Origin of the sequence: Paraburkholderia solisilvae (genome assembly GCF_902859875.1) — a bacterium.
Classification (GTDB): Bacteria; Pseudomonadota; Gammaproteobacteria; order Burkholderiales; family Burkholderiaceae; genus Paraburkholderia; species Paraburkholderia solisilvae.
Genome location: NZ_CADIKF010000040.1, coordinates 16414 through 38670, shown reverse-complemented (window position 1 = coordinate 38670; position 22257 = coordinate 16414). Strand labels below are relative to the sequence as shown.

Here is a 22257-nt window from a genome sequence, read left to right as displayed (position 1 = left end):
CTCACTGAGGTCATTGAGCACTCCCTGGTTTGGCGGCAGCCACAAGTCTGCGGTGGTGATGCGATTTGGATCAGTTCGAGCCAGTATCGTCGGCTCCTGCACATAAATGAAGTGACTTATAGTCATCGTCGCCATAAGCTATTGTTATAGGGGCGGTCGGCAAGCGTCCTGCCGATCAAATGAACGTGCAGTCGGCAATGCTCATACAGATTGTGCGGGTTGCGCCCTTTGACGTGCAGCCATCGCGGCACAAACAGATCGGTGAAGATTAATGTTTGCCGTATAGGAAGGGGCTATAGTCGCCTACACATAACGGATAGTTATTGAGGCCGCGCTTGGACATTCGCGCGTTGCGCATCGTCGGTACGTCATCCTCGCACAGAGCCCTTCACTGTTCTCCCGGTCATGCCCGACCGGCCGCTTCTGGCCGGGTGCTGTCCGATTCAATCGGCATACGCCACCTGAATCTCGCGAGCCGGCGGTCGGCAGCACGCGACCCTGAGCGGTCGGCGAGGTGTGTCGCATCAACGGCTGCAGACGGCGCGTGAACCGTCGCTCATTGCGCAAACCAACCAGGGAATCGCACCCGCTGGCTTTGGTGTCGGTGTCGCGAGTCCTAGCGTCTCTCCTCTAATTTTGCGCCGTCGCTTACCGCTTGTAGTAGAGCTAACAGTATTCGGTTCGTGGGCGTCGGTACACCACACAATTCGCCCATTCGGACAATAGCGCCCGTTAGGGCATCCACTTCCAGTATGCGTCCGTTGACGGTGTCAAAATACATGGACGTCGCCACATCCGGGTGATAAGACAAGAGTCGCGCCAGCACCTGCGACTGCGCCTTCTCGCCAAGATCGACGCCGCAAGCGAGTGCGACGGCCAGACCTTCCTGAATGATGTCCGATGCGACGCTATGAATATCGCCTCGCTGAAAAACCGCGAGGCGTCGTCTCGTAAGGGCCGTAATCGGATTCGCGACTGCATTCAACAGCAATTTCGTCCACAGGCGCTGCGGAAAATCCTGCCGGGGTGATACCTTTAGCGAAGTCCCTTCGAACAGGGCTGCAAAGGCTTGACCGGTGGCACTGTCGGGAATCGCGATGTCGTCTTCGCTGGCATGGCGGAAACCGAAATCGCTCGCCGAGCGCCGTTCACCATTGAAATATACGACTGCCGGGACAACGGCGCGGCTTCCCACATAAGGCGCGACTCGCCGTTCGTGTTCTATTCCGTTCTGCAGCACAGCGACGCAAGTGCTGGGGCCGCACAGGCGCTCAAACCAGCCAGAAGCCGACGCGGTGTCCTGTGTCTTCGTACACAGTATGATCCAGTCGACATGGTCGGCTTGCAGGGGGTTGGTCACAACATCGAGTGTTAAACGATGTATACCTTGGGGCTGTTCCAGCGTCACCGCCTCGGCATTGCGGCGTGCGCATACGACAATCTGATGACGTCCAGATAGTTGAAGGCAGCTTGCCACTACACCACCAATACCGCCCATTCCTATTATGGCAATCGACGTGCGCTGAGTCACCTAAAACTCCTGTCCGGCAGCAACCGTATTCCGGCCATGCATGGTCATGCGATTTGGTTCATGGAAGTGTGGTCGGCCGCGGCACAAAAATGAAGTGACTTATAGTCATCGTCGCCATAAGCTTTTGTAATAGGAGACGGTCGGGTGGGCAGTCCTGCCCATCGGGAGCTGTTACAGTCGGCAATACTCATACAGATACGCAGTTTGTGCCCTTTGACATGCAACATCGCGGCACAAACAGATCGATGAAGATTAATGTTTGCCGTACAGGAAGGTTCTATAGTCGCCTACAAATAACGGATAGTTATAGAGGCGGCGCTTGGACATTCGCGCGTTGCGCTATTTTGCTGAGGTAGTCAACTGCGGGGGCTTTAGTCGGGCTTCCGAGATCCTGCACGTCACTCAACCTGCAATCAGCCGCGCGGTGCGCCTGCTTGAAGAGGAGTGTGGGGTTCGACTACTGACTCGCGAGCCGAAGACAGTGAAACTCACCCGCGAAGGCGAGGTAGTCTATCGGCACGCTACCCAGATGCTGCGTCAAGCCCGCCAACTCACCTCTGAATTGAAAGACATGAAGTCAGAGCTGAAGGGCGTGTTACGCGTTGGGTTACCACCTCTGGTTGGATCGACGTTTTTTCCCGACGTGATAGCGAAATTTCGCAGGGAGTATCCCGGCATCGAACTGCAAATTGCCGAGTTTTTTTCAAGCCACCTTGAGCAGGCACTCGACGACGGAGAGATTGATATTGCCGCGGCGATGCTGCCGGTCGACACGGAGCGCTTTGTCGTACAGCAGTTCGCCGCGGATCGATTGATGTTCGTCGTCAATCCGGGACACGAAATAAGCGCTTATTCAGCGATGAGGATTCTTGCGCTGAAGAGCCAGCCGTTAGTTACCTTCACTAAAGACTTCAAACTGTGTCAATTGATCGAAGACGCGTGCCGCGCGCAGGGATTCATTCCCTCGATCGTTGGCCGCAGCAGTCACCTTGACCTCGTACTGGCGATGGTGGCATCCGGAATGGGCATAACCGTTTTGCCCGAGTCTGTCATCGAAAGGAACAATGTAAGGCACTTCGTCTCGGTGCCCATTGTGAAACCTGCCATACACTTCGAGCTTGCACTCGTGCGACTGCGGGAGAGTTATGTCAGCCATGGATGCAGGGCTTGGTTAGCGCTCGCGGCGGGTGCCCTGGGATTTCAGATCTCTGACTCGTTCGTGTCCCAGGCCGGCGCCGAGCCACGGCCTTAATGTGCGATACGTCATTGCTGCTCCCGGCGGTCACGTCCGCCCATCGTGTCATCAGCCTCATATAGAGTTTGGTCCCGGACCGCGCCGGCCGATGGCCACTCATCGCAAAGCGGTCATCATCGATCGATTGACGAACGTCTCTTCATGGCCGAGCACAGCCGCTCGCAATGGTAGTTTTAACGGGAGCTAACGCGAAACCGTGGCGCGCTAGTTCATACGCGCTGTACGCAATGCACACCGCGATCACGGCTAGCATACCCGGAGCAAATGTCGTCCTGAGATGGGTCTGGTTTGCGCGGATGCGGAGCGGGTTGAACGGCGCATCAGCTTGCGGATTTTGCCGGTACACGGACATCCATGACCTGTCATCCGTCGGGAATCAGCCCATGAGGCTGTTGCATAATATGCTTCGTGGATTATCAATGCCCGCTTTGCCGCTTCAGGTGTTTCATCTGGACAGCAATGCGGGCGAATTGCGATTGAATGCTGCGAACTAATTACTCATACCGACGCCGGTGGAGCCTTGCTCGTCGCCGCGCGAAGCGCGAACACGCGCCTGAAGCCACGCGTTGATTTCGGCCTCGATCCAACCGACAGAGTTGGCTCCCAGTTGGATTGGCCGCGGAAAGCTCGGGTCATAACTTTTCGACGCTTTGTCCAGGCGGCGGTATATCGACGGGCGCGAGAAGCCTACGCGATTTTGGACTTCTTGCACCCGCAGGATGCGGATAGGCGAATTCATCGATGATCCTTGTGTCTGCGACCGCTCGAAGTTGGCGGCCGACGAGCACACGTTACGGTCACGACGAGATCGCGTGATACCGCGCGCTACGGCAATATACTTGCGCACCGCAACAATGTCGCCATCGCGCCCCCACTTACAAGTCGTCGTCCAAGTCATCATCGTGAATTTCCGCCGCTCGGCGTTTTGCATCAGCGATTAATTCACGCGCTGATATTCCATTCATCCACGCATCGATCATGTCCGCCCAACACTGAAGCATGATTTTCCGCTCCGCCAAGTAGCGATTCACGTTATACACAGCAGCGATGCGGTCGCGCGGTGCATGCGCCAGTGACATTTCAATCCAGCGTTCATCAAATTTGGCACGGTTAAGGCCGGTCGAAAAAGTGCGTCGCAAGTCATGCACACCGAAAGACATAAATTCCGGATCGTCCTTTCGGATGCACGCTACGGCGGCATCAATCACACGATTCAACGTAGCGTTGCTGATCGGCAAGTCGCTGTCATATCGGCCAGGATGCAGGTAGCGGCTTGCACCGAAGCACGAACGCAAGGCCGTCAAGACGTCGAGCGCTTGCTCACTCAATGGCACGACATGCGCCTTGCCAGCCTTCATCCGAGCGGCCGGAATAGTCCAGCGTTCAGCGGAGAAGTCAACTTCGTCCCATGTGGCATCGATAAATTCGCCCTTGCGCACGCCCGTCAGCAGAACAAACTTCAATGCCAAGCGCAGTGTCGGCGTAGTGGCTACCTGTCCCAATGCACTCAAGAATTTGCGGACTTCGGCGGGTGCAAGTGCGCGGTCACGCGGTTCAAAAGTCGCGATAGCGCTGGCCCGCACAACTTCAGCCGGATTGCTGATTGTCTGCCCTCTGCTCTGCGCATGCCGGAATACCGCGTGCACTACATCGCGGACATGGATGGCAACCGCCGGCCCACGTTTCGCTTTGGTCTCGTCGCACAATCGAATCAGCCTCTGTGGCGTGACCTCGTCCAGCTTCAGCTTCCCAAACGCGGGTTCGATGATGCGCCGAAAGGTCGAGCGACGGAATGCCAAGGTGCTATCCGCCAGCCGCTCAGCGCCGCTCTTAGGGTCAGCCTTATGCTCGAAGTAGCTTTCGGCCCATCCGGCAAAGGTCGGCGCATCAGCGGCCAGGATGCGATTCTCGACTTTGGCACGCGACGGTGAAACGCCGCGTTCCACATCGCGCCGCGCGCGGTCAAGCAGTGTGCGAGCTTCGCGCAGTGACACGCTCATGCCGAACGAAAGTGTGTCCGGATCACGCGCCTGAGTGCGCGCCAAGTCACCGGCATAGCGCCCGATAGTCAGAGTTTCACGCCGGCCGTTGAGACGATAGTCGAATCGGAAGGAAACCGTGCCTGTCGGGAGGACCGAGACATACATCCCATCGCGGTCGCTCACTTTGAACGTTTTTTCTCTGGGCTTCAGAGCACCCAGCTCTCGATCGGTCAGCAAATTAGCCTCACTCTAATTTGCCGCTCGATACCGTCAGCCCGTCTGACGGTACCGTTCGCGGCATTTTCAACCGCTTCAAACAGTACCGTCACGACAACCGTCACATTGCATGTGATTGCATGAGACGGGTTAAGACTACGGGAGACGCTTAAGTCCTTCTCACGCTTGGGTTTCGTGCTGTTTTTGATACTTTATGAAACGGCGTGAGACGATGCTAGATCACTCCCACTCAATCGTCGCCGGCGGCTTCCCCGAAATGTCATACACCACCCGGTTAATCCCGCGCACTTCATTAATAATCCGATTCGACACATGCCCCAGCAGATCATGCGGCAGATGCGCCCAATGCGCGGTCATGAAATCGAGCGTCTGCACCGCGCGCAGCGCGACGACGTATTCATAAGTCCGCCCATCGCCCATCACCCCAACGCTCTTCACCGGCAGAAACACCGCGAACGCCTGGCTCGTCAGGTCGTACCACGACTTGCCCGTTTCCTTATCGATAAACGTGCGCAACGTTTCGATAAAAATCGCATCCGCACGCCGCAGCAAATCAGCAAATTCACGCCGCACCTCGCCGAGAATCCGCACGCCAAGGCCCGGCCCCGGGAACGGATGCCGGTACACCATCGCCGGCGGCAAGCCGAGCTTCACGCCGAGCTCACGCACCTCATCCTTGAACAGTTCGCGCAGCGGCTCGAGCAGTTTCAGATTCAGCGTCTCCGGCAAGCCGCCGACGTTATGATGGCTCTTGATCGTATGCGCGGCCTTCTTGCCCTTGCCCGCCGATTCGATCACGTCCGGATAGATCGTGCCCTGCGCAAGCCACTTCGCATCGGTCAGCTTCGCCGCTTCGGTCTGGAACACCTCGACGAACTCCGCGCCGATAATCTTGCGCTTCGCCTCAGGATCGGTCACGCCCGCCAGCTTCGACAGAAACGCCTCGCTCGCGTCGACGTGAATCACCTTCACGCCCAGATGATCGGCGAACGTCGCCATCACCTGCTCGGCTTCATTCAAGCGCAGCAACCCATGGTCGACGAACACACACGTGAGCTGATCGCCGATCGCCCGATGCAGCAACGCCGCCGCCACCGACGAATCCACCCCGCCCGACAGACCGAGAATCACATGCTCACGGCCGACTTGCGCGCGAATGCTTTGTACCGCTTCGTCAATGTAGTTGCCCATCTCCCAGTCCGGCTTCGCGCCGCAGATTTGCAGCACGAAGCGCTCGAGCATCGCGCGGCCCTGCACCGTATGCGTGACCTCCGGGTGCCATTGCAGACCGTAGAAATGACGCGCCTCATCGGCCATCGCGGCAATCGGGCACGACTCCGTCGACGCCATCAGCCTGAAGCCCGGCGGCATATCGAGCACCTTGTCGCCATGGCTCATCCATACCTTCAGCATGCCGTGTCCTTCCGGCGTACGGAAGTCTTCGATGCCGTCGAGAAAGCTCGTGTGATTGCGTGCCCGCACTTCCGCGTAACCGAACTCGCGCAGGTGCCCGGTGTCGACCTTGCCGCCCAGTTGCTCGGCCATCGTCTGCATACCGTAGCAAATGCCGAGCACCGGCACGCCGAGTTCGAATACCGCTTGCGGCGCACGCGGCGTATCGGTGTCGACCACCGAATTCGGGCCACCGGACAGAATCACGCCCTTCGGCTTGAACTCACGAATAAACGCGTCGCTCACATCGTGCGGATGAATTTCCGACAGCACGTGGGCTTCGCGGATACGACGGGCAATCAGTTGGGTGACTTGTGAACCGAAGTCGAGGATCAGGATTTTGTCATGCATGGCAGCGGACGGAATCGAAATGGAAACGGATAGTGAAAACCGCGCATCACGCGCGGTGTCGATTTAATGTTTTCGTAGCTCGCCCGATGCGAGCGATCTGCTGAACGGACTCGATGCGCGCCGCAAAGAAATCCGGCAACGGGTGCGGCTCGACGGCGGGCGCGCATGCCAAAACGCGAGCGGACAACGGGACCAGGCAGAAGCGGCGCGACTGACCACGCGTCAGCCATGAAACGGCGGTCGCGGTGCATCCGGCGACCCCGCCGCGTCGCGGCGCGCCTGCTCGTCCCGCGCGGCCCGCGCCGCTTCGGCTCGCGCCTGCGCTTCCCGCTCGCTGGCCGGTGGCACGGCAGGGGTTGCCGCCACCGTCGGCTCGAGCGGCGCTCCGCTCACCGGGTCGACCGCGCGGCCCGTGGCCGGATCGACGGTACGGCCGGTCGCCGGATCGACAACGGTCGTCTGACGCGGCGACAGCACTGGCTCGATGACGGGTTCGCTCGCCGCATAACCGCCCGCCGCCGGCGTTGCACGCGCGGCGGTTTGCGCCCGCGCTTCCGCTTTGGCTTCGTACTTCGCGTCCTTCGCGGCCTGCCGCGCCGCGGCCTTGTCCGCACGTTCGGCTGCAACCGCCTCGGCGGCCAGCGCGCGTTCGCGGCGCCGAACCGCACTCGCCAGACGCACTCCGCCCAGCCCGACGATCACCAACACAACCGCCGTCAGCACGGCAACCAGTTGCCCGAAGCCCGTCAGCGACGGCGTATGCAAGCCGATCAGCCACACCAGCATCAGCAAGGCCATCAGCCAGTTCACATGCCCGATCACCTTCGCGACCGTCGCGGTCAGCGCGCCGTCGAGCGACGCATGCAGCGCGAGCCATGCCAGCCCGACCAGCGCGATACCGAAACCCTGTCCGACCAGCGCCGGCTCGGTCTGCACGAGATGCAGCGCGTCGTACAGCGATTTCCACGGCGTCAGCAGAAACAGCAGCCCGAACGCGAGCAGCAACAACGCATCGATGATCAGTACGGCACGCAGCAGCGGCTTCATCGGCGATCAGTCCACGTGATAGTTCGGCGCTTCCTTCGTGATCTGCACGTCATGCACATGCGACTCGCGCATGCCGGCAGCGGTGATCTGCACGAACTCGGCCTTCTCGTGCAGTTCGTCGATCGTGCGGCAGCCGCAGTAGCCCATGCTCGCGCGCACGCCGCCGATCAGCTGGAACAGGATCGCGCTCACCGCGCCCTTGTACGCGACGCGGCCTTCGATGCCTTCCGGCACCAGCTTGTCGATATTCGCGGAATTGTCCTGGAAGTAGCGGTCCGCCGCGCCGTCCTTCATCGCGCCGACCGAGCCCATGCCGCGGTACGACTTGTACTGGCGGCCCTGGTACAGGAACACGTCGCCCGGCGACTCTTCGGTGCCGGCGAACATGCTGCCCATCATCACCGTATTCGCGCCGGCCGCGAGCGCCTTGCTGACGTCGCCCGAGAAGCGCACGCCGCCGTCGGCCACCACCGGCACGCCCGAGCCCTTGAGCGCCTCCGATACGTTCGCGATCGCGCTGATCTGCGGCACGCCGACTCCGGCGACGATCCGCGTCGTGCAGATCGAGCCCGGCCCGATGCCGACCTTCACGCCGTCCGCACCGTATTCGACGAGCGCTTTGGCCGCACTCGCGGTGGCGATGTTGCCGCCGATCACTTCGACATGCGGGAAGTTCTTCTTGACCCACTTGACGCGCTCGAGCACGCCCTTGCTATGCCCATGCGCGGTATCGACGACGATCACGTCGACGCCCGCCTGCACCAGCAGCGACACGCGTTCCTCGTTGTCGTCGCCGACGCCGACCGCCGCGCCGACGCGCAGCTTGCCGTGTTCGTCCTTGCACGCATCCGGGTGTTCGGTCTGCTTCGTGATGTCCTTGACGGTCATCAGGCCGCGCAGTTCGAACGCGTCGTTCACGACCAGCACGCGCTCGAGCCGGTGGCTATGCATCAGCGCCTTCGCTTCGGCGAGCGCCGTGCCGTCCTTCACCGTCACGAGCCGCTCGCGCGGCGTCATGATGGTGCGCACCGGTTCGTCCAGACGGGTTTCGAAACGCAGGTCGCGATTCGTGACGATACCGATCAGCTGCGCGCCTTCGACGACCGGAAAGCCGGAAATGCCATGCTGCTGCGACAGTGCGATCACGTCGCGCACCTTCATCTGCGGCGGCACCGTGATCGGATCGCGCACCACGCCCGATTCGAAGCGCTTCACCTTCGCGACTTCGCGTGCCTGTTCGGCTGCGCTCAGATTCTTGTGGACGATGCCGATACCGCCCTGTTGCGCCATGACGATTGCCAGACGCGCTTCGGTCACGGTGTCCATTGCGGCGGACACGAGCGGCATATTCAGGGAGATGTTGCGGGTCAGCCGGGTTTTCAGGCTGGTGTCGCGCGGCAGAACGTCGGAGAAGGCCGGGACGAGGAGCACGTCATCGAACGTGAGTGCTTTCTGGATCAGACGCATGGCAAATCCTATAGGCGCAAAAGCGAATTATACGCGATCCTCCCCGCTTTTCGTCGCTTGAACAGTAAGTTAGCGAATTTCGCCACGCTTTTTCCACGGCTGGCAGCCGCCGATTTCGCTTTTCCGTTCAGGTCCGTTTCGATCGATTTTCGTTTGCGGAAAGCGCCGGGATACGCGCGAGGATGCCGGCTCGGCACGCTTCCGACACGCGGCGTGCGGGCGCTGGGAACGCCGGGTACTCCGGGGGCGGCTCACACCTCACTCGGGTTTAGCCAGCGTATGGGTGTCGGCGATTCGCTGCGCGACCGGGGAGTCCGCTGCCATCCCAGGCGTCGGCGGCCGGCCCCGAGCCTGCGCGGCGCGGCGCACCCGCGCGCTGCAGAATCGAACAAGACGCGCGCCGGCCGGCCACGCTATGCTGCGCGCACTTTCTTTCAGGTTTTCGATCGAGGCAGGCAATGCGGCGTGGCGTGATGTTCGGCATGATGGCTGGCGCGTTATGGGGCACCGTTTTCCTCGTGCCGCGGCTGCTGCCCGACTTTTCGCCGCTGCTGCTGAGTTCGGGCCGTTACATGATGTACGGCGCCGTGTCGGTCGTCGTGGCGCTGCCGGGCGCGCGCTCGCTGCTGCGGCGCCTGTCCGGCGCGGACCTCGCGGCGCTCGTGAAGCTCGCGCTCGCGGGCAACCTGCTCTACTACCTGCTGCTGACCGGCGCGGTCCATATGGTCGGCATCGCGCCCGCGTCGCTGATCGTCGGCGTGCTGCCGGTCACGGTGACGCTGCTCGGCCGCCGCGATCACGGCGCGGTGCCGCTCGCGCGGCTCGTCTGGCCGCTCGCGATGGTGCTGGCCGGCATCGCGTGCATCAATGTCGACGTATTCACCGCCGCCAGCGCCGGCCCGGGCGCGAGCGGCAGCATCCTGACGAAGCTCGCGGGGCTGGCATGCGCGGTCGGCGCGCTCGTGACATGGACGTGGTTTGCGGTCGAAAACGCCCGCTATCTGCAGCGCAATGGGCATTTCAGCGGCAGCGAATGGTCGGTGCTGTGGGGCATCGTGACAGGACTGCTCGGCGCGGCACTATGGATTGTCGTGGCCGCGCTGCCGGCCGGCTTCGTCACAGCGCCGGCGGACGGTACGGCCGAGGTCCGCTGGCATCTGTTCTGGATGCTCAACCTCGGGCTTGCGATCGGCGCATCGTGGCTCGGCAACGGGCTCTGGAACGCTGCGGCGAAGCGCCTGCCGCTTACGCTGTCGGGCCAGCTGATCGTGTTCGAGACGTTGTTCGCGCTGCTTTACGCCTTCGTCTACGACCACCGGTGGCCGCGCCCGCTCGAGACCGCGGCCATTCTTCTGTTGCTGGCGGGCGTCAGCTGGTCGGTACGGCAACATGCGGACGACGGCGCGAAACGCGCGTCACTCGAGGAAAAGGCGCAGGCGGCAGTGCACTGAGCGTGGCAGGCCGCCTTAAATGACCTCGGTCGACCTCCACTCGCGCGCCCTAGCGCGAATCCTTCGGCAGCCACTTCCGCCCTTCGACCGACCCCGCGCCGCGCGTCTTCTCGACGCGCCGCTGCCGCGCAAGCTTCGGATCGACGATCAGCGGCCGGTAGATCTCGACGCGATCGTGATCGGCGAGCACCGTATCGAGCGGCTTGAGCTTGCCGAACACGCCGACCTTCTGCTTCGTCAGATCGATCTCCGGATGGCGCTGCAAGACACCGCTCGCGTCGATCGCCTGCCGGACGGTTGCGCCCTGCGGCAATTCAAGCGAAATCAGCGTCTGCCGGTCGGGCAGCGCATAGCAGACGTCAATCGAAAAGGGCGGGCTCATGCCTTGCCGTAGCGCTGGTCTGCGCGCTTCACGAACGATTCGACGAAGGTGTTCGCGATATGGCTGAAAACCGGCCCGATCAGCTTCTCGAGAATGATGTTCGTGAATTCGTAGTGCAGCGCGAACTCGATCTTGCATGCGTCCGCGCGCAACGGCGTAAAACGCCAGAAACCGGTGAACTTGCGAAACGGCCCATCGGCAAACTGCATGTCGATGCGCGACGGCCGTTGTTGCGTGTTATGCGTGGCAAAGTGCTGCCGGATGCCCTTGAAGTTGATGTCGATGCGCGCTTCCATGCCATTCTCGTCCTGCCGGCGAATCTCGACACCGCCGCACCACGGCAGGAAATTGGGGTAGTCCGCGACGTCGGTGACGAGGTCGAACATCTGTTCCGCCGAGTGGCGAATCAATACGGTTTTCTGGACATCTGCCATAAATTCAACGGCACGTGGCGGCAATAAAAAAGCAGGTGAACGGGCAATCGGGAGCAAACTCGAAGGCAAACGCGACGCAACCGGATAAAAATGCCAAAAAGCACGGCGGGTTTCCGGCTTCGCTTTGCTAAAATCGTGATTTTAAACGAGTTGGGCATTTTCCATTCATGAGCATCATCGATAACAGGAAGGCCTTCTTCGACTACCAGGTCGAAGAACGCTTCGAGGCCGGACTCGTGCTCGAAGGATGGGAAGTCAAGGCATTGCGCGCCGGCCGCGGGCAAATCAAGGAAGGCTACGTGGTGATCAGGAACGCCGAGCTGTTTCTGATCGGCACGCACATCAGCCCATTGCCCGAAGCCTCGACGCATATCCACCCCGATCCGGTGCGCACGCGCAAGCTGCTGATGCACGCGGAAGAAATCAGCAAGCTGATCGGCAAGGTCGAGCAGCGCGGCTATACGCTCGTGCCGCTCAACTTTCATTACAAGGGCGGCCGGGTCAAATGCGAAATCGGCCTCGCGAAGGGCAAGAAGCTGCACGACAAGCGCGAGACCGAGAAGAAACGCGATTGGGAACGCGAGAAGGCGCGGCTGATGCGCACGCCGACGTGAGCGGGCTGGGTCGGTTGATTCGGCCGCGCCCGCCGGTTCGGTTGAAACTCCTCGCTGGTTCGCTTTGAACCCGCTGGTTCGGTTGAACCCGCTGAATCAGCCGCCGCGCAGCTGAGGCGGACGCCCCGCGCGCGCCTGATCTCAAAGCCTGAATGAAAACCGGTCAGCACGCGCCGAAAACTCAGGCGTTCGCGCCCTTCTGCGGTTTCACGATCGTCAACGCCGACGCGATCATCGAGCTCATCTCCGCGAAATTGCCCGGTACGATCAGCGTATTGCCCTGCTTTGCCAGATTCGCGAACGCATTCACATATTGCTCGGCCACCTTCAGGTTCACCGCCTCCATGCCGCCCGTCGACTGGATCGCCGCGGCGATTTTCTGAATTGCCTGTGCATTCGCTTCGGCCACCGCGAGAATCGCGGCCGCCTGCCCTTGCGCCTGATTGATCGCCGCCTGCCGCTCGCCTTCGGATTTTTGAATCGCCGCTTCGCGGCCGCCCGATGCGATATTGATCTGCTCCTGCTTGCGACCTTCTGACGCGGCAATCAGCGCACGCTTTTCGCGCTCCGCGGTGATCTGCTGCTGCATCGCGTGCAAAATTTCCTTCGGCGGCGTCAGATCCTTGATTTCATATCGCAGCACCTTCACGCCCCAGTTCGACGCCGCTTCGTCAAGCGCCGACACGATGCTGTGATTGATGTAGTCGCGCTCCTCGAAGGTCTTGTCGAGTTCGAGCTTGCCGATCACCGAGCGCAGCGTGGTCTGCGACAGCTGCGTGATCGCAAAAACGAAATTGCTCGATCCGTATGACGCTTTCATCGGGTCGGTCACCTGAAAGTACAGCACGCCGTCCACCTGCAATTGCGTGTTGTCGCGCGTGATGCAAACCTGGCTCGGCACATCGAGCGGAATCTCCTTCAGCACATGCTTGTACGCGATGCGATCGATAAACGGCACCACGAAGGTCGCGCCGGGCGTCAGCGTCGCGTGATAGCGGCCGAGCCGCTCGAGAATCCACGCGTGCTGCTGCGGCACGATCTTGATCGTTTTGCCCACCAGCACGATGACGATGATCAGAAGCACGACCGCGAAGATCGTCGATTCCATATTGCCCCCTGGGTCCATGATTGTTCCAGTCCGTGATCGGTTCAGTTCGTGATGCGTCCGGTTCGGCCCGGCTTGCATCGCTACGCGACAACCGGTTGCCCGTCAGGTTTTCGCCGTGCCCGAGGCGCCCGCGGCGTGGCGGCTCGCAACCACGACGAGGCAACTGCCGCGCAACGCGGACACCTGGTACAGACGCGCATCCTCCGGCTCGCCCGGCGCGAGTTCGACGTCCCACGCCGCGCCGCGGTACTGCGTGCGGGCCCGGCGCTCGTGCCACTCGGGCACCGTGAGCGTCGCGCCGATGTCGAGATTGACGTCCGGATCCTGCGCCGCGTCCACGCGCTTGCGGCGGCCAAAACGCGAGCGCCGCAAGATTGTCACCGCAACCAGCGCGACACCCGCCGCCACCGCGAATTGCGCCGGCAACGGCGCACCCGCGAGACGCGCGAGCGCGGCGGCGACAAAGCCGAGCGCGATCATCAGCAGATAGAACGTGCCGACCATCAGTTCGAGCACGATCAGCACGCCCGCGCCGATCCACCAGAACACGCCTGTTAGTGACACTTCGGTCTCCCCAAAGTAAAACACCCCGGACTATCCGGGGTGTTTTATAGCACGAATGCGGCGCGACTCTGGAACGATTTGGCGTCGAATCGAGCGTTCGAGTGGTGCTCAGGCAGCGTTCTCAGGCAATGTTCGAGCGGCGCTCACACCGACACGCCGCTCAAACGATGCATTGCGCTTACTTCGCCTGCGCTTTCGCGAGCGCCTGCCACGTATCGATGATCGTGTCCGGATTCAGCGACATCGACCCGATGCCGATTTCAGTCAGCCACAGCGCGAAATCCGGATGATCCGACGGACCCTGACCGCAAATGCCGACGTACTTGTTCGCACGCAAGCACGCATCGACGGCGCGCTTCAACATGAACTTGACCGCCGGGTCGCGTTCGTCGAAGTCGGCCGCGAGCAACTCCATGCCCGAATCGCGATCGAGGCCGAGCGTCAGCTGCGTGAGATCGTTCGAGCCGATTGAGAAGCCGTCGAAGTGCTCGAGAAACTCGTCGGCAAGAATCGCGTTCGACGGCACTTCGCACATCATGATCAGCCTGAGGCCGTTCTCGCCGCGCTTCAGGCCGAACTTCGCGAGCAGCCCGATTACGCGCTCCGCCTGCTTCAGCGTACGCACGAACGGCACCATCACCTCCACGTTGCCGAGGCCCATTTCTTCGCGCACCCGTTTCAACGCCGCGCATTCCATCTCGAACGCGAGCGCGAAGTCGTCGGCGATATACCGCGATGCGCCACGGAAGCCGAGCATCGGATTTTCCTCATCCGGCTCATAACGCGAACCGCCGATCAGCTTCTTGTACTCGTTCGACTTGAAGTCGGACAGACGCACGATAACCGGCTTCGGATAGAACGCGGCGGCGATCGTCGCGATGCCTTCGGTCAGCTTGTCGACGTAGAACGCACGCGGCGACGCGTGGCCGCGCGCGACGCTCTCGACCGCCTTCTTCAGGTCCTGATCGACGTTCGGGTACTCGAGAATCGCCTTCGGGTGCACGCCGATGTTGTTATTGATGATGAATTCCAGGCGCGCAAGACCGACGCCCGCGTTCGGCAACTGCGAGAAGTCGAACGCGAGTTGCGGATTGCCGACGTTCATCGTGATCTTCGTCGAAATCGGCGGCAGCTCACCGCGCTGCACTTCGGTGATTTCGGTTTCGAGCAGGCCGTCGTAGATACGCCCTTCGTCGCCTTCCGCGCACGACACGGTGACGAGCGCGCCTTCCTTCAGCACGTCGGTCGCGTCGCCGCAGCCGACCACCGCCGGCACGCCAAGCTCACGCGCGATGATCGCCGCGTGGCAGGTACGGCCGCCGCGATTCGTGACGATCGCCGACGCGCGCTTCATCACCGGCTCCCAGTTCGGGTCGGTCATGTCGGCGACCAGCACGTCGCCCGGCTGCACACGCTCCATTTCCGACGGATCGTGAATGACGCGCACCGGACCCGCGCCGACCTTCTGGCCGATCGCGCGGCCAGTGGCGAGCACCTGCGACTGGCCCTTCAGCTTGAAGCGCTGTTCGGACTTGTTGCCGGCCTGGCTCTTCACCGTCTCCGGCCGTGCCTGCAGGATGAAGATCTTGCCGTCGCGGCCGTCCTTGCCCCACTCGATGTCCATCGGGCGCTGGTAGTGCTGCTCGATGATCACCGCGTACTTCGCGAGCTGGATCACGTCTTCGTCGGTAATCGAGTAGCGGTTGCGCTGCTCGGGCGTCACATCGACGGTCTTCACGCGGCCTTCTTCGCCGGCCTTCGTGAATTCCATCTTGATCAGCTTCGAGCCGATCGAGCGGCGGATGATCGGGTACTTGCCCTGCGCGAGCGTGGTCTTGAACACGTAGAACTCGTCCGGATTCACCGCGCCCTGCACGACCGTTTCGCCCAGACCGTAGCTCGACGTGATGAACACCGCGTCCTTGAAGCCGGATTCGGTATCGAGCGTAAACATCACGCCGGCCGCGCCGACGTCCGAGCGCACCATCCGTTGCACGCCCGCCGACAGCGCGACTTCAGCATGCGTGAAGCCCTTGTGCACGCGATACGAAATGGCACGGTCGTTGTACAGCGACGCGAACACGTGCTTCATCCGGTCGAGCACGTCTTCGATGCCGACCACGTTCAGGTAGCTTTCCTGCTGGCCCGCGAACGATGCGTCCGGCAGGTCTTCGGCCGTGGCGGACGAGCGCACCGCGAACGACAGTTCCTCGGGCGAGCTTTTCGAGAGCGTCTCGAACGCGGCGCGGATTTCCTGTTCGAGGCGCTGCTGCAGCGGCGCGTCGACGATCCATTGACGGATTTCCTTGCCCGCGGCGGCAAGCGCCTTCACGTCGTCGACATCGAGCGTTTCGAGACGTTGCGCAATGCGTTCGGTCAGCGTGTTGTGATGCAGAAAGTCGCGGAATGCGAGCGCGGTGGTGGCGAAACCGGTCGGCACCTGCACACCCGCTTCGGCGAGCTGACTGATCATCTCGCCAAGCGATGCATTCTTGCCGCCGACGATCTCCACGTCGGTCATGCGCAACTGTTCGAACGGAACTACATACGCCTTATCCTTTGCGACGTTAACTGCGTTAGTCATACAAGCCCCTAAGAGTGGAAGAAATGCTCGATTGCGCAAGTGGGCTCTCACGCGCGGCGCTCATAAGAAGCGTTCGCGCGTCTTGCGCAACCTGTTGGAGAAGCAATCGCCAGCGGGCCTCAGCGAAGCCAGGCTTGCGATGGCCTTCGGTTTGCCTGCAATTGCTTATCCAACAGGTTGCCGCTATTCTACCGTGCCGATTCCCCGAAATGTGCCGGTCGGCCAACAATGGCGCGAAGCACGGTGCGAAATGCGTTGCAAAAAGCAGGCGAAATCGCGCAGAAGCCCGGCCGGCGGGCGTTTGCGCGGTACACCCTGCGCTCGGGGCCGGTGCGCCGCGCTCGCTTCGCGCATGGAGTTCGTGCATTTAATTCGAGTGGTTCGCGCCGCTCACGTTCCCTTCCAGACTGATGCCGCCCACCGTATTCATCGTTTCCGACGGTACCGGGATCACTGCCGAAACCTTCGCGCATTCGATCCTCTCCCAGTTCGACCAGAAATTCCGGCTCGTGCGTGTGCCGTTCGTCGATTCGACCGAAAAAGCGTACGCGACGCTCGAGAAGATCAACGAAGCGGGCCGCCAGGAAGGCCGCCGCCCGATCGTCTTCACCACGCTCGTGAACAGTGCGTCGAACCAGATCGTGAAGGACTCGGACGCGCTTGTGCTCGACATGTTCCAGACCTTCGTCGAGCCGCTCGAGCAGGAGCTCGAACTGAAGTCGAGTCACGCGATGGGCCGCGGGCACCAGAACGCCGACACCGAGGAATACAAGAACCGCATCGAGGCGATCAACTTCTCGCTCGCGCACGACGACGGACAGTCGAACCGCAATCTCGCCGAGGCCGATGTGATTCTGGTCGGCGTGTCGCGCAGCGGCAAGACGCCGACCAGCCTTTACCTCGCGATGCAATACGGCGTGAAAGCCGCGAACTACCCGCTGATTCCCGAAGATTTCGAGCGCGGCAAGCTGCCGACGCCGCTGCTCTCGCACCGCGAAAAGATGTTCGGGCTATCGATCGACCCGCAACGCCTCGCCGAAATTCGCAATGAACGTCGGCCGGGCAGCAAGTATGCGTCGCTGGAGAGTTGCCGCTACGAAATCAACGAAGCGGAAGCGATGATGCGGCGCGAAGGGGTCAAGTGGCTGTCGTCGACGCACAAGTCGATCGAGGAAATCGCGACCACGATCCTGCAGGAAATCAGGATCGACCGACCTTCGTATTGATGGCTTTATTGATGGCTTTATTGATGGCTTGACCGGTCGGCGTGCTTGCGCGGCGCGCCTGTCGTTTATTGCCCGGAGGCGGTCGCCAATATCATGTGCGCCCGCGCTGCTGCCGGCATTGTTCGAACAGACACACCGCAGCCGCAGCGGCAACATTCAACGACTCCATCCCGCCCGGCTGCGGAATCGTGACCCGATGCGTGACCGCGTCGCGCCACGCCTGCGACACGCCCGCGCCTTCGTTGCCGAACACCCACGCGAGCGGGCCGGACAGATCGCAATCGTAGAGCGCCTGCGCGCCATGCGAGTCGGTGATCGCGACCGGCGCCGCGAGCCGCTCGATCAACGCATGCGGCTCGACATCCTCATGAACGCGCAGCAGAAAATGCGCGCCCATCGCCGAGCGCAGCACCTTCGACGACCATGCATACGCGGTGCCGGGCGCGCAGAACACATCGCCGATGCCCGCCGCGGCCGCGCTGCGCAAAATCGACCCGACATTGCCCGCGTCCTGCACGCCGTCGAGCACCACGCAGCTTTGCGTGACACGCTCGGGCAGCGGCACCGCGGGCCGCTCAACCAGCAGCAGCATGCCGACGCCGTTCACCACGTTCGACAATTGCCCGAACAGCGCGTCGGGCAGCGTGACAATACGCGCCGCGTCGATGCGCGCGACGATCGCCTGCGCTTCATCGTGACGCAACGCGCCTTCGGTCACCACACAGGTTTCCGGCTGTCCGGCGGTATCGAGATAGGCGCTCGCCAGATGAAAGCCTTCGAGCAGCGCATGCGCGCTGCGGCGCTGCTGATGCGTCGAACCCGCGAGCGTTTTCAGCCGTTTATAGAGCGGATTGTCGCGCGAGGTGATGGATTTCACGGCTGGCATTTCACGGCGGGGATTTCGCGTCAGGGTTCACGTCGGGAATGTCACGTGAGGCGAGCCGGATCAGAACGGCGGGCGATCGAGATCGAGCGTCGCATCGTCGAGCGCATCGCCGCTGAACGCCGGCGGGTCGACCACGACGATCTCCGACGGCAGACCTTCGGCGCCCAGCCCGAGCCGCAGATGCGCTTCGCGCACCGGTGCGAACGAGCGCCGATGATGTGCGCAAGGCCCATGTTCGCGCAGCGCGAGCAGGTGTTGCGGCGTGCCGTAGCCCGCGTGCGCATTGAACCCGTACACCGGGAACATCTGATGCAGTTCGAGCAGCATCCGGTCGCGCGTGACCTTCGCGATAATCGACGCGGCCGAAATGCACGGCACCAGCGCATCGCCGCTGATAATCGCCTCGCTGCGCACACTCAGCGTCGGGCAGCGATTGCCGTCGATCTTCGCCAGCGTCGGCACGATCGACAACCCTTCGACCGCGCGTTTCATCGCGAGCATCGTCGCGTGCAAAATATTCAGCGTATCGATCTCTTCGACCGACGCCGACGCGACACTCCACGCGAGCGAGCGTTCGACGATCTTGTCGTACAGCGCTTCGCGCGTCTTCGCGTTCAGTACTTTGGAATCGTCGAGGCCGCGAATGCGCCGCTTCGGATCGAGAATCACCGCGGCTGCGACGACCGGTCCGGCGAGCGGCCCGCGCCCCGCCTCGTCGACGCCGCAAATGATATCGAGCGGCGACTCGAAGTCGAGCCCCGGTTGCACGCCGGCCGCTGCCTGGGCAGTCGGCGTTCCGGCTTTCCTGACCGTCCTGACGGCGGCCGCCTTCGTGCGACGCGACGACGGTGTATCGCTCATGCCCGCCCCTTGCGCGATTCGACGACCTGCGCGACGGCTTCGGCCGCCCGCTGCGCGGTGTTCTGCTTCAGCACATGATGCATTTCGGTGAAAATTTCCGTCAGCGTGCGCCGGTTTGCGTCGTCGCGCAACTGGGTCAGCGTCGCATCGGCGAGCGCTTCGGGCGTTGCGAAATGCTGCAGGATTTCGGGCACGACAAAGCGCCCCGCCAGGATATTCGGCAACCCGACATACGGCAGATAGCCTTGCCGGCGCATGATTTCGCCAGTCAGCCACGGCACCTTGTACGAAATCACCATCGGCTTTTTCAGCAGCGCCGCTTCGAGCGTCACGGTGCCGCTTTTGACGAGCAGCGCGTCGGCGGCGGTCATCGCGAGTTGCGCGTGGCCGTCGGTCAGCGTCAGTGCGAGGTGCGGGCGCGCGTCGACGAGCGGCTTCAGCTGTTCGCGCAGCGCCGGCGTCGCAGCCGGCATCACGAAGCGCACGTCGGGCTCGCGTTGCTGCATCAGCACCATCGCATCGAAGAACGTCGGGCCGATCAGGTCGATTTCCGAGCGGCGGCTGCCCGGCAACACCGCGATCACAGGGCCGCTTGCGGGCAGGCCGAGCGTCGCGCGCGCGCCGGCCATATCCGGTTCGAGCGGAATCTGGTCGGCGAGCGGATGGCCGACGTAGGTCGCCGCGACCCCGGCCTTTTCGAGCAGCGGCTTCTCGAACGGAAACACGCACAGCATATGGTCGACCGCCTTCGCGATCTTCCGGATGCGGCCGCCGCGCCACGCCCAGATCGACGGGCAGACGAGATGCACGGTCGGGATGCCGGCCTCGCGCAGCGCATGTTCGAGGCCGAAATTGAAGTCGGGTGCGTCGATGCCGACGAACGCGTCGGGCGGGTCCGCAAGCAGCTGGCGTTTGAGCTCGTTGCGAATGCCGAGAATTTCCGGAATATGCCGCAGCGCTTCGACGTAGCCGCGCACGGTCAGCTTGTCCATCGGAAAGTGCGCATCGAAGCCGTGCGCGATCATGCGCGGGCCGCCGATACCGTAGCTGCGCACGGCGGGCAGCCGGGCCGCGAGGCCGTCGAGCAGCGCCGCGCCGAGAATGTCGCCGGACGGTTCGCCGGCGACCATCGCAAGACGCGGCTGACTGGAGTGCAGCGACATGCGCGTTAGCGGATGATGCCGCGCTGCGACGAATCGACGAAGTCGGCGAACGCGCGCACCGCTTCGTCGCCGTCGCCGCCGGCCGATGCCAGCTCGCGCAACTGCACCTTCGCCTCTTCGAGCGACAGGCCGTTCTTGTACAGCAGCCGATAGGCGGAGCGCAACGCCGAAATCGCATCGGCCGAAAAGCCGCGCCGGCGCAGACCTTCGACGTTGATGCCGTGCGGCTCGGCCTTGTTGCCCGCGGCAATCACAAACGGCGGAACATCCTGCACGAGCGCCGACGCGCCGCCGAGCATCGAATGCGCGCCGATCCGCACGAACTGATGCACGCCCGACATGCCGCCGATAATCGCATGGTCGCCGATGATCACGTGCCCGGCCATCTGCGCATTGCTCGACAGAATCACGTTGTCGCCAATCTGGCAGTCGTGACCGACGTGCACGTAGGCCATGATCCAGTTGTCGTCGCCAAGCGTCGTGACACCGGTATCCTGCACCGTGCCGGTGTGGATCGTCGTGAACTCGCGAATCGTATTGCGATGGCCGATCGCGAGCCTGGTCGGCTCGCCCTTGTACTTCATGTCCTGCGGCCGGCCGCCGATCGATGCGAAGTGGCCGATCCGGTTGTCCTCGCCGAGCGTCGTATGACCTTCGATCACGCTATGCGAACCGATCGTGGTCCGCGCGCCGATCGTCACGTGTGCGCCGACGATCGCGTACGGGCCGATCTCGACCGTGTCGTCAAGTTGCGCACCTGGTTCGATGATCGCAGTGGGATGAATCCTGCTCATGCGCCCTCGCTTGTATTTCAGTTTGCGTTTCGCGATGCCGCCGATGCGCGATGTGCCGCGTCGATGGCGATCGTCGAAATCGCTGTGTCGTTCGTCTGCGGCCGTCCTGCGCGGCGGCCGGTCGCCGGCCGCCCTGTCTATCGACAGCGATCGGCGGCGGCGCCGTCAGCCCTCGTCCGACGTGCGCACCGCGCACATCAAGTCCGCTTCCGCGGCCACCGCGCCGTCGACTTCGGCGCGCGCCTTGAACTTCCAGATGCCGCGCATATGGCGCTCGAACGTCACATTCAGAATCAGCTGATCGCCCGGTTCGACGACGCGCTTGAAGCGCGCGTTGTCGATACCGACGAACAGATACAGCGTATTGTCCGGATCGTGCGGCTCTTCCGCGAAGGTCAATAGCGCAGCGGTCTGCGCGAGCGCTTCGAGAATCAGCACGCCGGGCATCACCGGGCGCTTCGGAAAGTGCCCCATGAAGTACGGCTCGTTGATCGTGACATTCTTCAGCGCCTTGATCGCTTTATGCGGCTCGAGCTCGACCACCCGATCGACCAGCAGGATCGGATAGCGGTGCGGCAGCAGCGTCAGAATCTTGTGAATGTCGAGGTTGATTTTTTCGGTACTCATGGTATTTCGGCTCACGCATCAATGGCGCGACGATGACTGCGGATGCTCGTGCGGGTGAACAGGTTACGTGCCGCCGCCGGCTACGCGTCGCGCCACGCCGGTAATTGCGGCGGCGCCCTCGATCCGTGCCGCTTTCAAGCGGTAACGGCGAGCGCTTCTGGATGATGTGTTTCTGTTCCCTTCCTGTTCGTTTTTTGCTACCGGTCGTTCCCTGCTACCGGATTGTTCCCTGCTGGATGTT

20 protein-coding genes are annotated in these 22257 nt (G+C 62.2%); 4 read left to right on the top strand and 16 right to left on the bottom strand.

Features of this window, described 5'->3' with window-relative positions:
* Positions 1-616: 616 nt before the first annotated feature.
* On the bottom strand, positions 617-1531 hold the full coding sequence (locus HV675_RS22455) for a 2-dehydropantoate 2-reductase (RefSeq protein ID WP_175113302.1): 915 nt from the start codon (positions 1529-1531) through the stop codon (positions 617-619).
* A gap of 319 nt (positions 1532-1850) precedes the next feature.
* On the opposite strand from HV675_RS22455, the gene HV675_RS22450 reads away from it, so the two are divergent.
* Positions 1851-2783 (top strand): LysR family transcriptional regulator, encoded by a 933-nt coding sequence (locus HV675_RS22450; protein ID WP_175113301.1) that lies wholly within the window; start codon positions 1851-1853, stop codon positions 2781-2783.
* A gap of 493 nt (positions 2784-3276) precedes the next feature.
* Here the strand turns inward: HV675_RS22450 and HV675_RS22445 are convergent, their stop codons facing one another.
* From HV675_RS22445 to guaB, 5 genes are all read right to left on the bottom strand, one after another.
* A complete protein-coding gene (locus HV675_RS22445; RefSeq protein WP_175113297.1) occupies positions 3277-3525 on the bottom strand; it encodes a helix-turn-helix transcriptional regulator in 249 nt (82 codons plus the stop codon).
* 136 nt (positions 3526-3661) lie between these two features.
* Positions 3662-5005, bottom strand: a complete 1344-nt coding sequence (locus tag HV675_RS22440; protein ID WP_175113295.1) for a tyrosine-type recombinase/integrase — start codon at positions 5003-5005, stop codon at positions 3662-3664.
* A gap of 219 nt (positions 5006-5224) precedes the next feature.
* Entirely contained in the window at positions 5225-6808 is a 1584-nt protein-coding gene (gene guaA, locus HV675_RS22435) for a glutamine-hydrolyzing GMP synthase (RefSeq protein WP_175113293.1), read from the bottom strand.
* Positions 6809-7030: 222 nt separating this feature from the next.
* Positions 7031-7855 carry a hypothetical protein gene (locus HV675_RS22430; RefSeq protein WP_175113291.1) on the bottom strand — a complete coding sequence of 275 codons (825 nt, stop codon included), beginning with the start codon at positions 7853-7855 and terminating at the stop codon, positions 7031-7033.
* Between the two features lie 6 nt (positions 7856-7861).
* On the bottom strand, positions 7862-9322 hold the full coding sequence (gene guaB, locus HV675_RS22425; protein ID WP_175113289.1) for an IMP dehydrogenase: 1461 nt from the start codon (positions 9320-9322) through the stop codon (positions 7862-7864).
* A gap of 458 nt (positions 9323-9780) precedes the next feature.
* Between guaB and HV675_RS22420 the strand changes: the two genes are divergently transcribed.
* Complete coding sequence (locus HV675_RS22420) at positions 9781-10773, top strand: DMT family transporter (protein ID WP_175113288.1); 993 nt, start codon at positions 9781-9783, stop codon at positions 10771-10773.
* A gap of 49 nt (positions 10774-10822) precedes the next feature.
* Here the strand turns inward: HV675_RS22420 and HV675_RS22415 are convergent, their stop codons facing one another.
* Both HV675_RS22415 and HV675_RS22410 read right to left on the bottom strand, forming a co-directional pair.
* Positions 10823-11155: an RnfH family protein gene (locus HV675_RS22415; RefSeq protein ID WP_175113287.1), complete on the bottom strand. Its 333-nt coding sequence runs from the start codon at positions 11153-11155 to the stop codon at positions 10823-10825.
* Positions 11152-11589, bottom strand: coding sequence for a type II toxin-antitoxin system RatA family toxin (locus tag HV675_RS22410; protein WP_175113286.1), 438 nt, complete (start codon positions 11587-11589; stop codon positions 11152-11154). The genes HV675_RS22415 and HV675_RS22410 overlap by 4 nt, the downstream gene beginning before the upstream one ends.
* A gap of 167 nt (positions 11590-11756) precedes the next feature.
* Here HV675_RS22410 and smpB point away from each other — a divergent pair, with 167 nt between their 5' ends.
* Positions 11757-12203, top strand: a complete 447-nt coding sequence (gene smpB / locus HV675_RS22405) for an SsrA-binding protein SmpB (protein ID WP_175113285.1) — start codon at positions 11757-11759, stop codon at positions 12201-12203.
* 181 nt (positions 12204-12384) lie between these two features.
* Here smpB and HV675_RS22400 read toward each other — a convergent pair whose 3' ends face one another.
* From HV675_RS22400 to ppsA, 3 genes are all read right to left on the bottom strand, one after another.
* On the bottom strand, positions 12385-13311 hold the full coding sequence (locus HV675_RS22400) for an SPFH domain-containing protein (RefSeq protein ID WP_175113354.1): 927 nt from the start codon (positions 13309-13311) through the stop codon (positions 12385-12387).
* 102 nt (positions 13312-13413) lie between these two features.
* Complete coding sequence (locus tag HV675_RS22395; protein ID WP_377700489.1) at positions 13414-13815, bottom strand: NfeD family protein; 402 nt, start codon at positions 13813-13815, stop codon at positions 13414-13416.
* Positions 13816-14053: 238 nt separating this feature from the next.
* Entirely contained in the window at positions 14054-16459 is a 2406-nt protein-coding gene (gene ppsA / locus HV675_RS22390; RefSeq protein WP_175113283.1) for a phosphoenolpyruvate synthase, read from the bottom strand.
* A 410-nt stretch (positions 16460-16869) separates the two neighbouring features.
* Here ppsA and ppsR point away from each other — a divergent pair, with 410 nt between their 5' ends.
* A complete protein-coding gene (gene ppsR / locus HV675_RS22385; protein WP_175113282.1) occupies positions 16870-17685 on the top strand; it encodes a posphoenolpyruvate synthetase regulatory kinase/phosphorylase PpsR in 816 nt (271 codons plus the stop codon).
* Positions 17686-17776: 91 nt separating this feature from the next.
* On the opposite strand, the gene HV675_RS22380 is transcribed toward ppsR, so the two are convergent.
* The 5 genes from HV675_RS22380 to fabZ all read right to left on the bottom strand — a co-directional run bounded on the left by HV675_RS22380 (position 17777) and on the right by fabZ (position 22016).
* The gene (locus HV675_RS22380; RefSeq protein ID WP_175113281.1) at positions 17777-18562 is read right to left on the bottom strand and encodes a TrmH family RNA methyltransferase; all 786 of its coding nucleotides are present in this window, start codon (positions 18560-18562) and stop codon (positions 17777-17779) included.
* Between the two features lie 69 nt (positions 18563-18631).
* On the bottom strand, positions 18632-19432 hold the full coding sequence (rnhB, locus tag HV675_RS22375) for a ribonuclease HII (RefSeq protein WP_175113280.1): 801 nt from the start codon (positions 19430-19432) through the stop codon (positions 18632-18634).
* Positions 19429-20595, bottom strand: a complete 1167-nt coding sequence (gene lpxB / locus HV675_RS22370) for a lipid-A-disaccharide synthase (RefSeq protein ID WP_175113279.1) — start codon at positions 20593-20595, stop codon at positions 19429-19431. The genes rnhB and lpxB overlap by 4 nt, the downstream gene beginning before the upstream one ends.
* 5 nt (positions 20596-20600) lie before the next feature.
* Positions 20601-21389 (bottom strand): acyl-ACP--UDP-N-acetylglucosamine O-acyltransferase, encoded by a 789-nt coding sequence (lpxA, locus tag HV675_RS22365; RefSeq protein ID WP_175113278.1) that lies wholly within the window; start codon positions 21387-21389, stop codon positions 20601-20603.
* A gap of 165 nt (positions 21390-21554) precedes the next feature.
* Entirely contained in the window at positions 21555-22016 is a 462-nt protein-coding gene (gene fabZ / locus HV675_RS22360; protein WP_175113277.1) for a 3-hydroxyacyl-ACP dehydratase FabZ, read from the bottom strand.
* Positions 22017-22257: the final 241 nt, after the last annotated feature.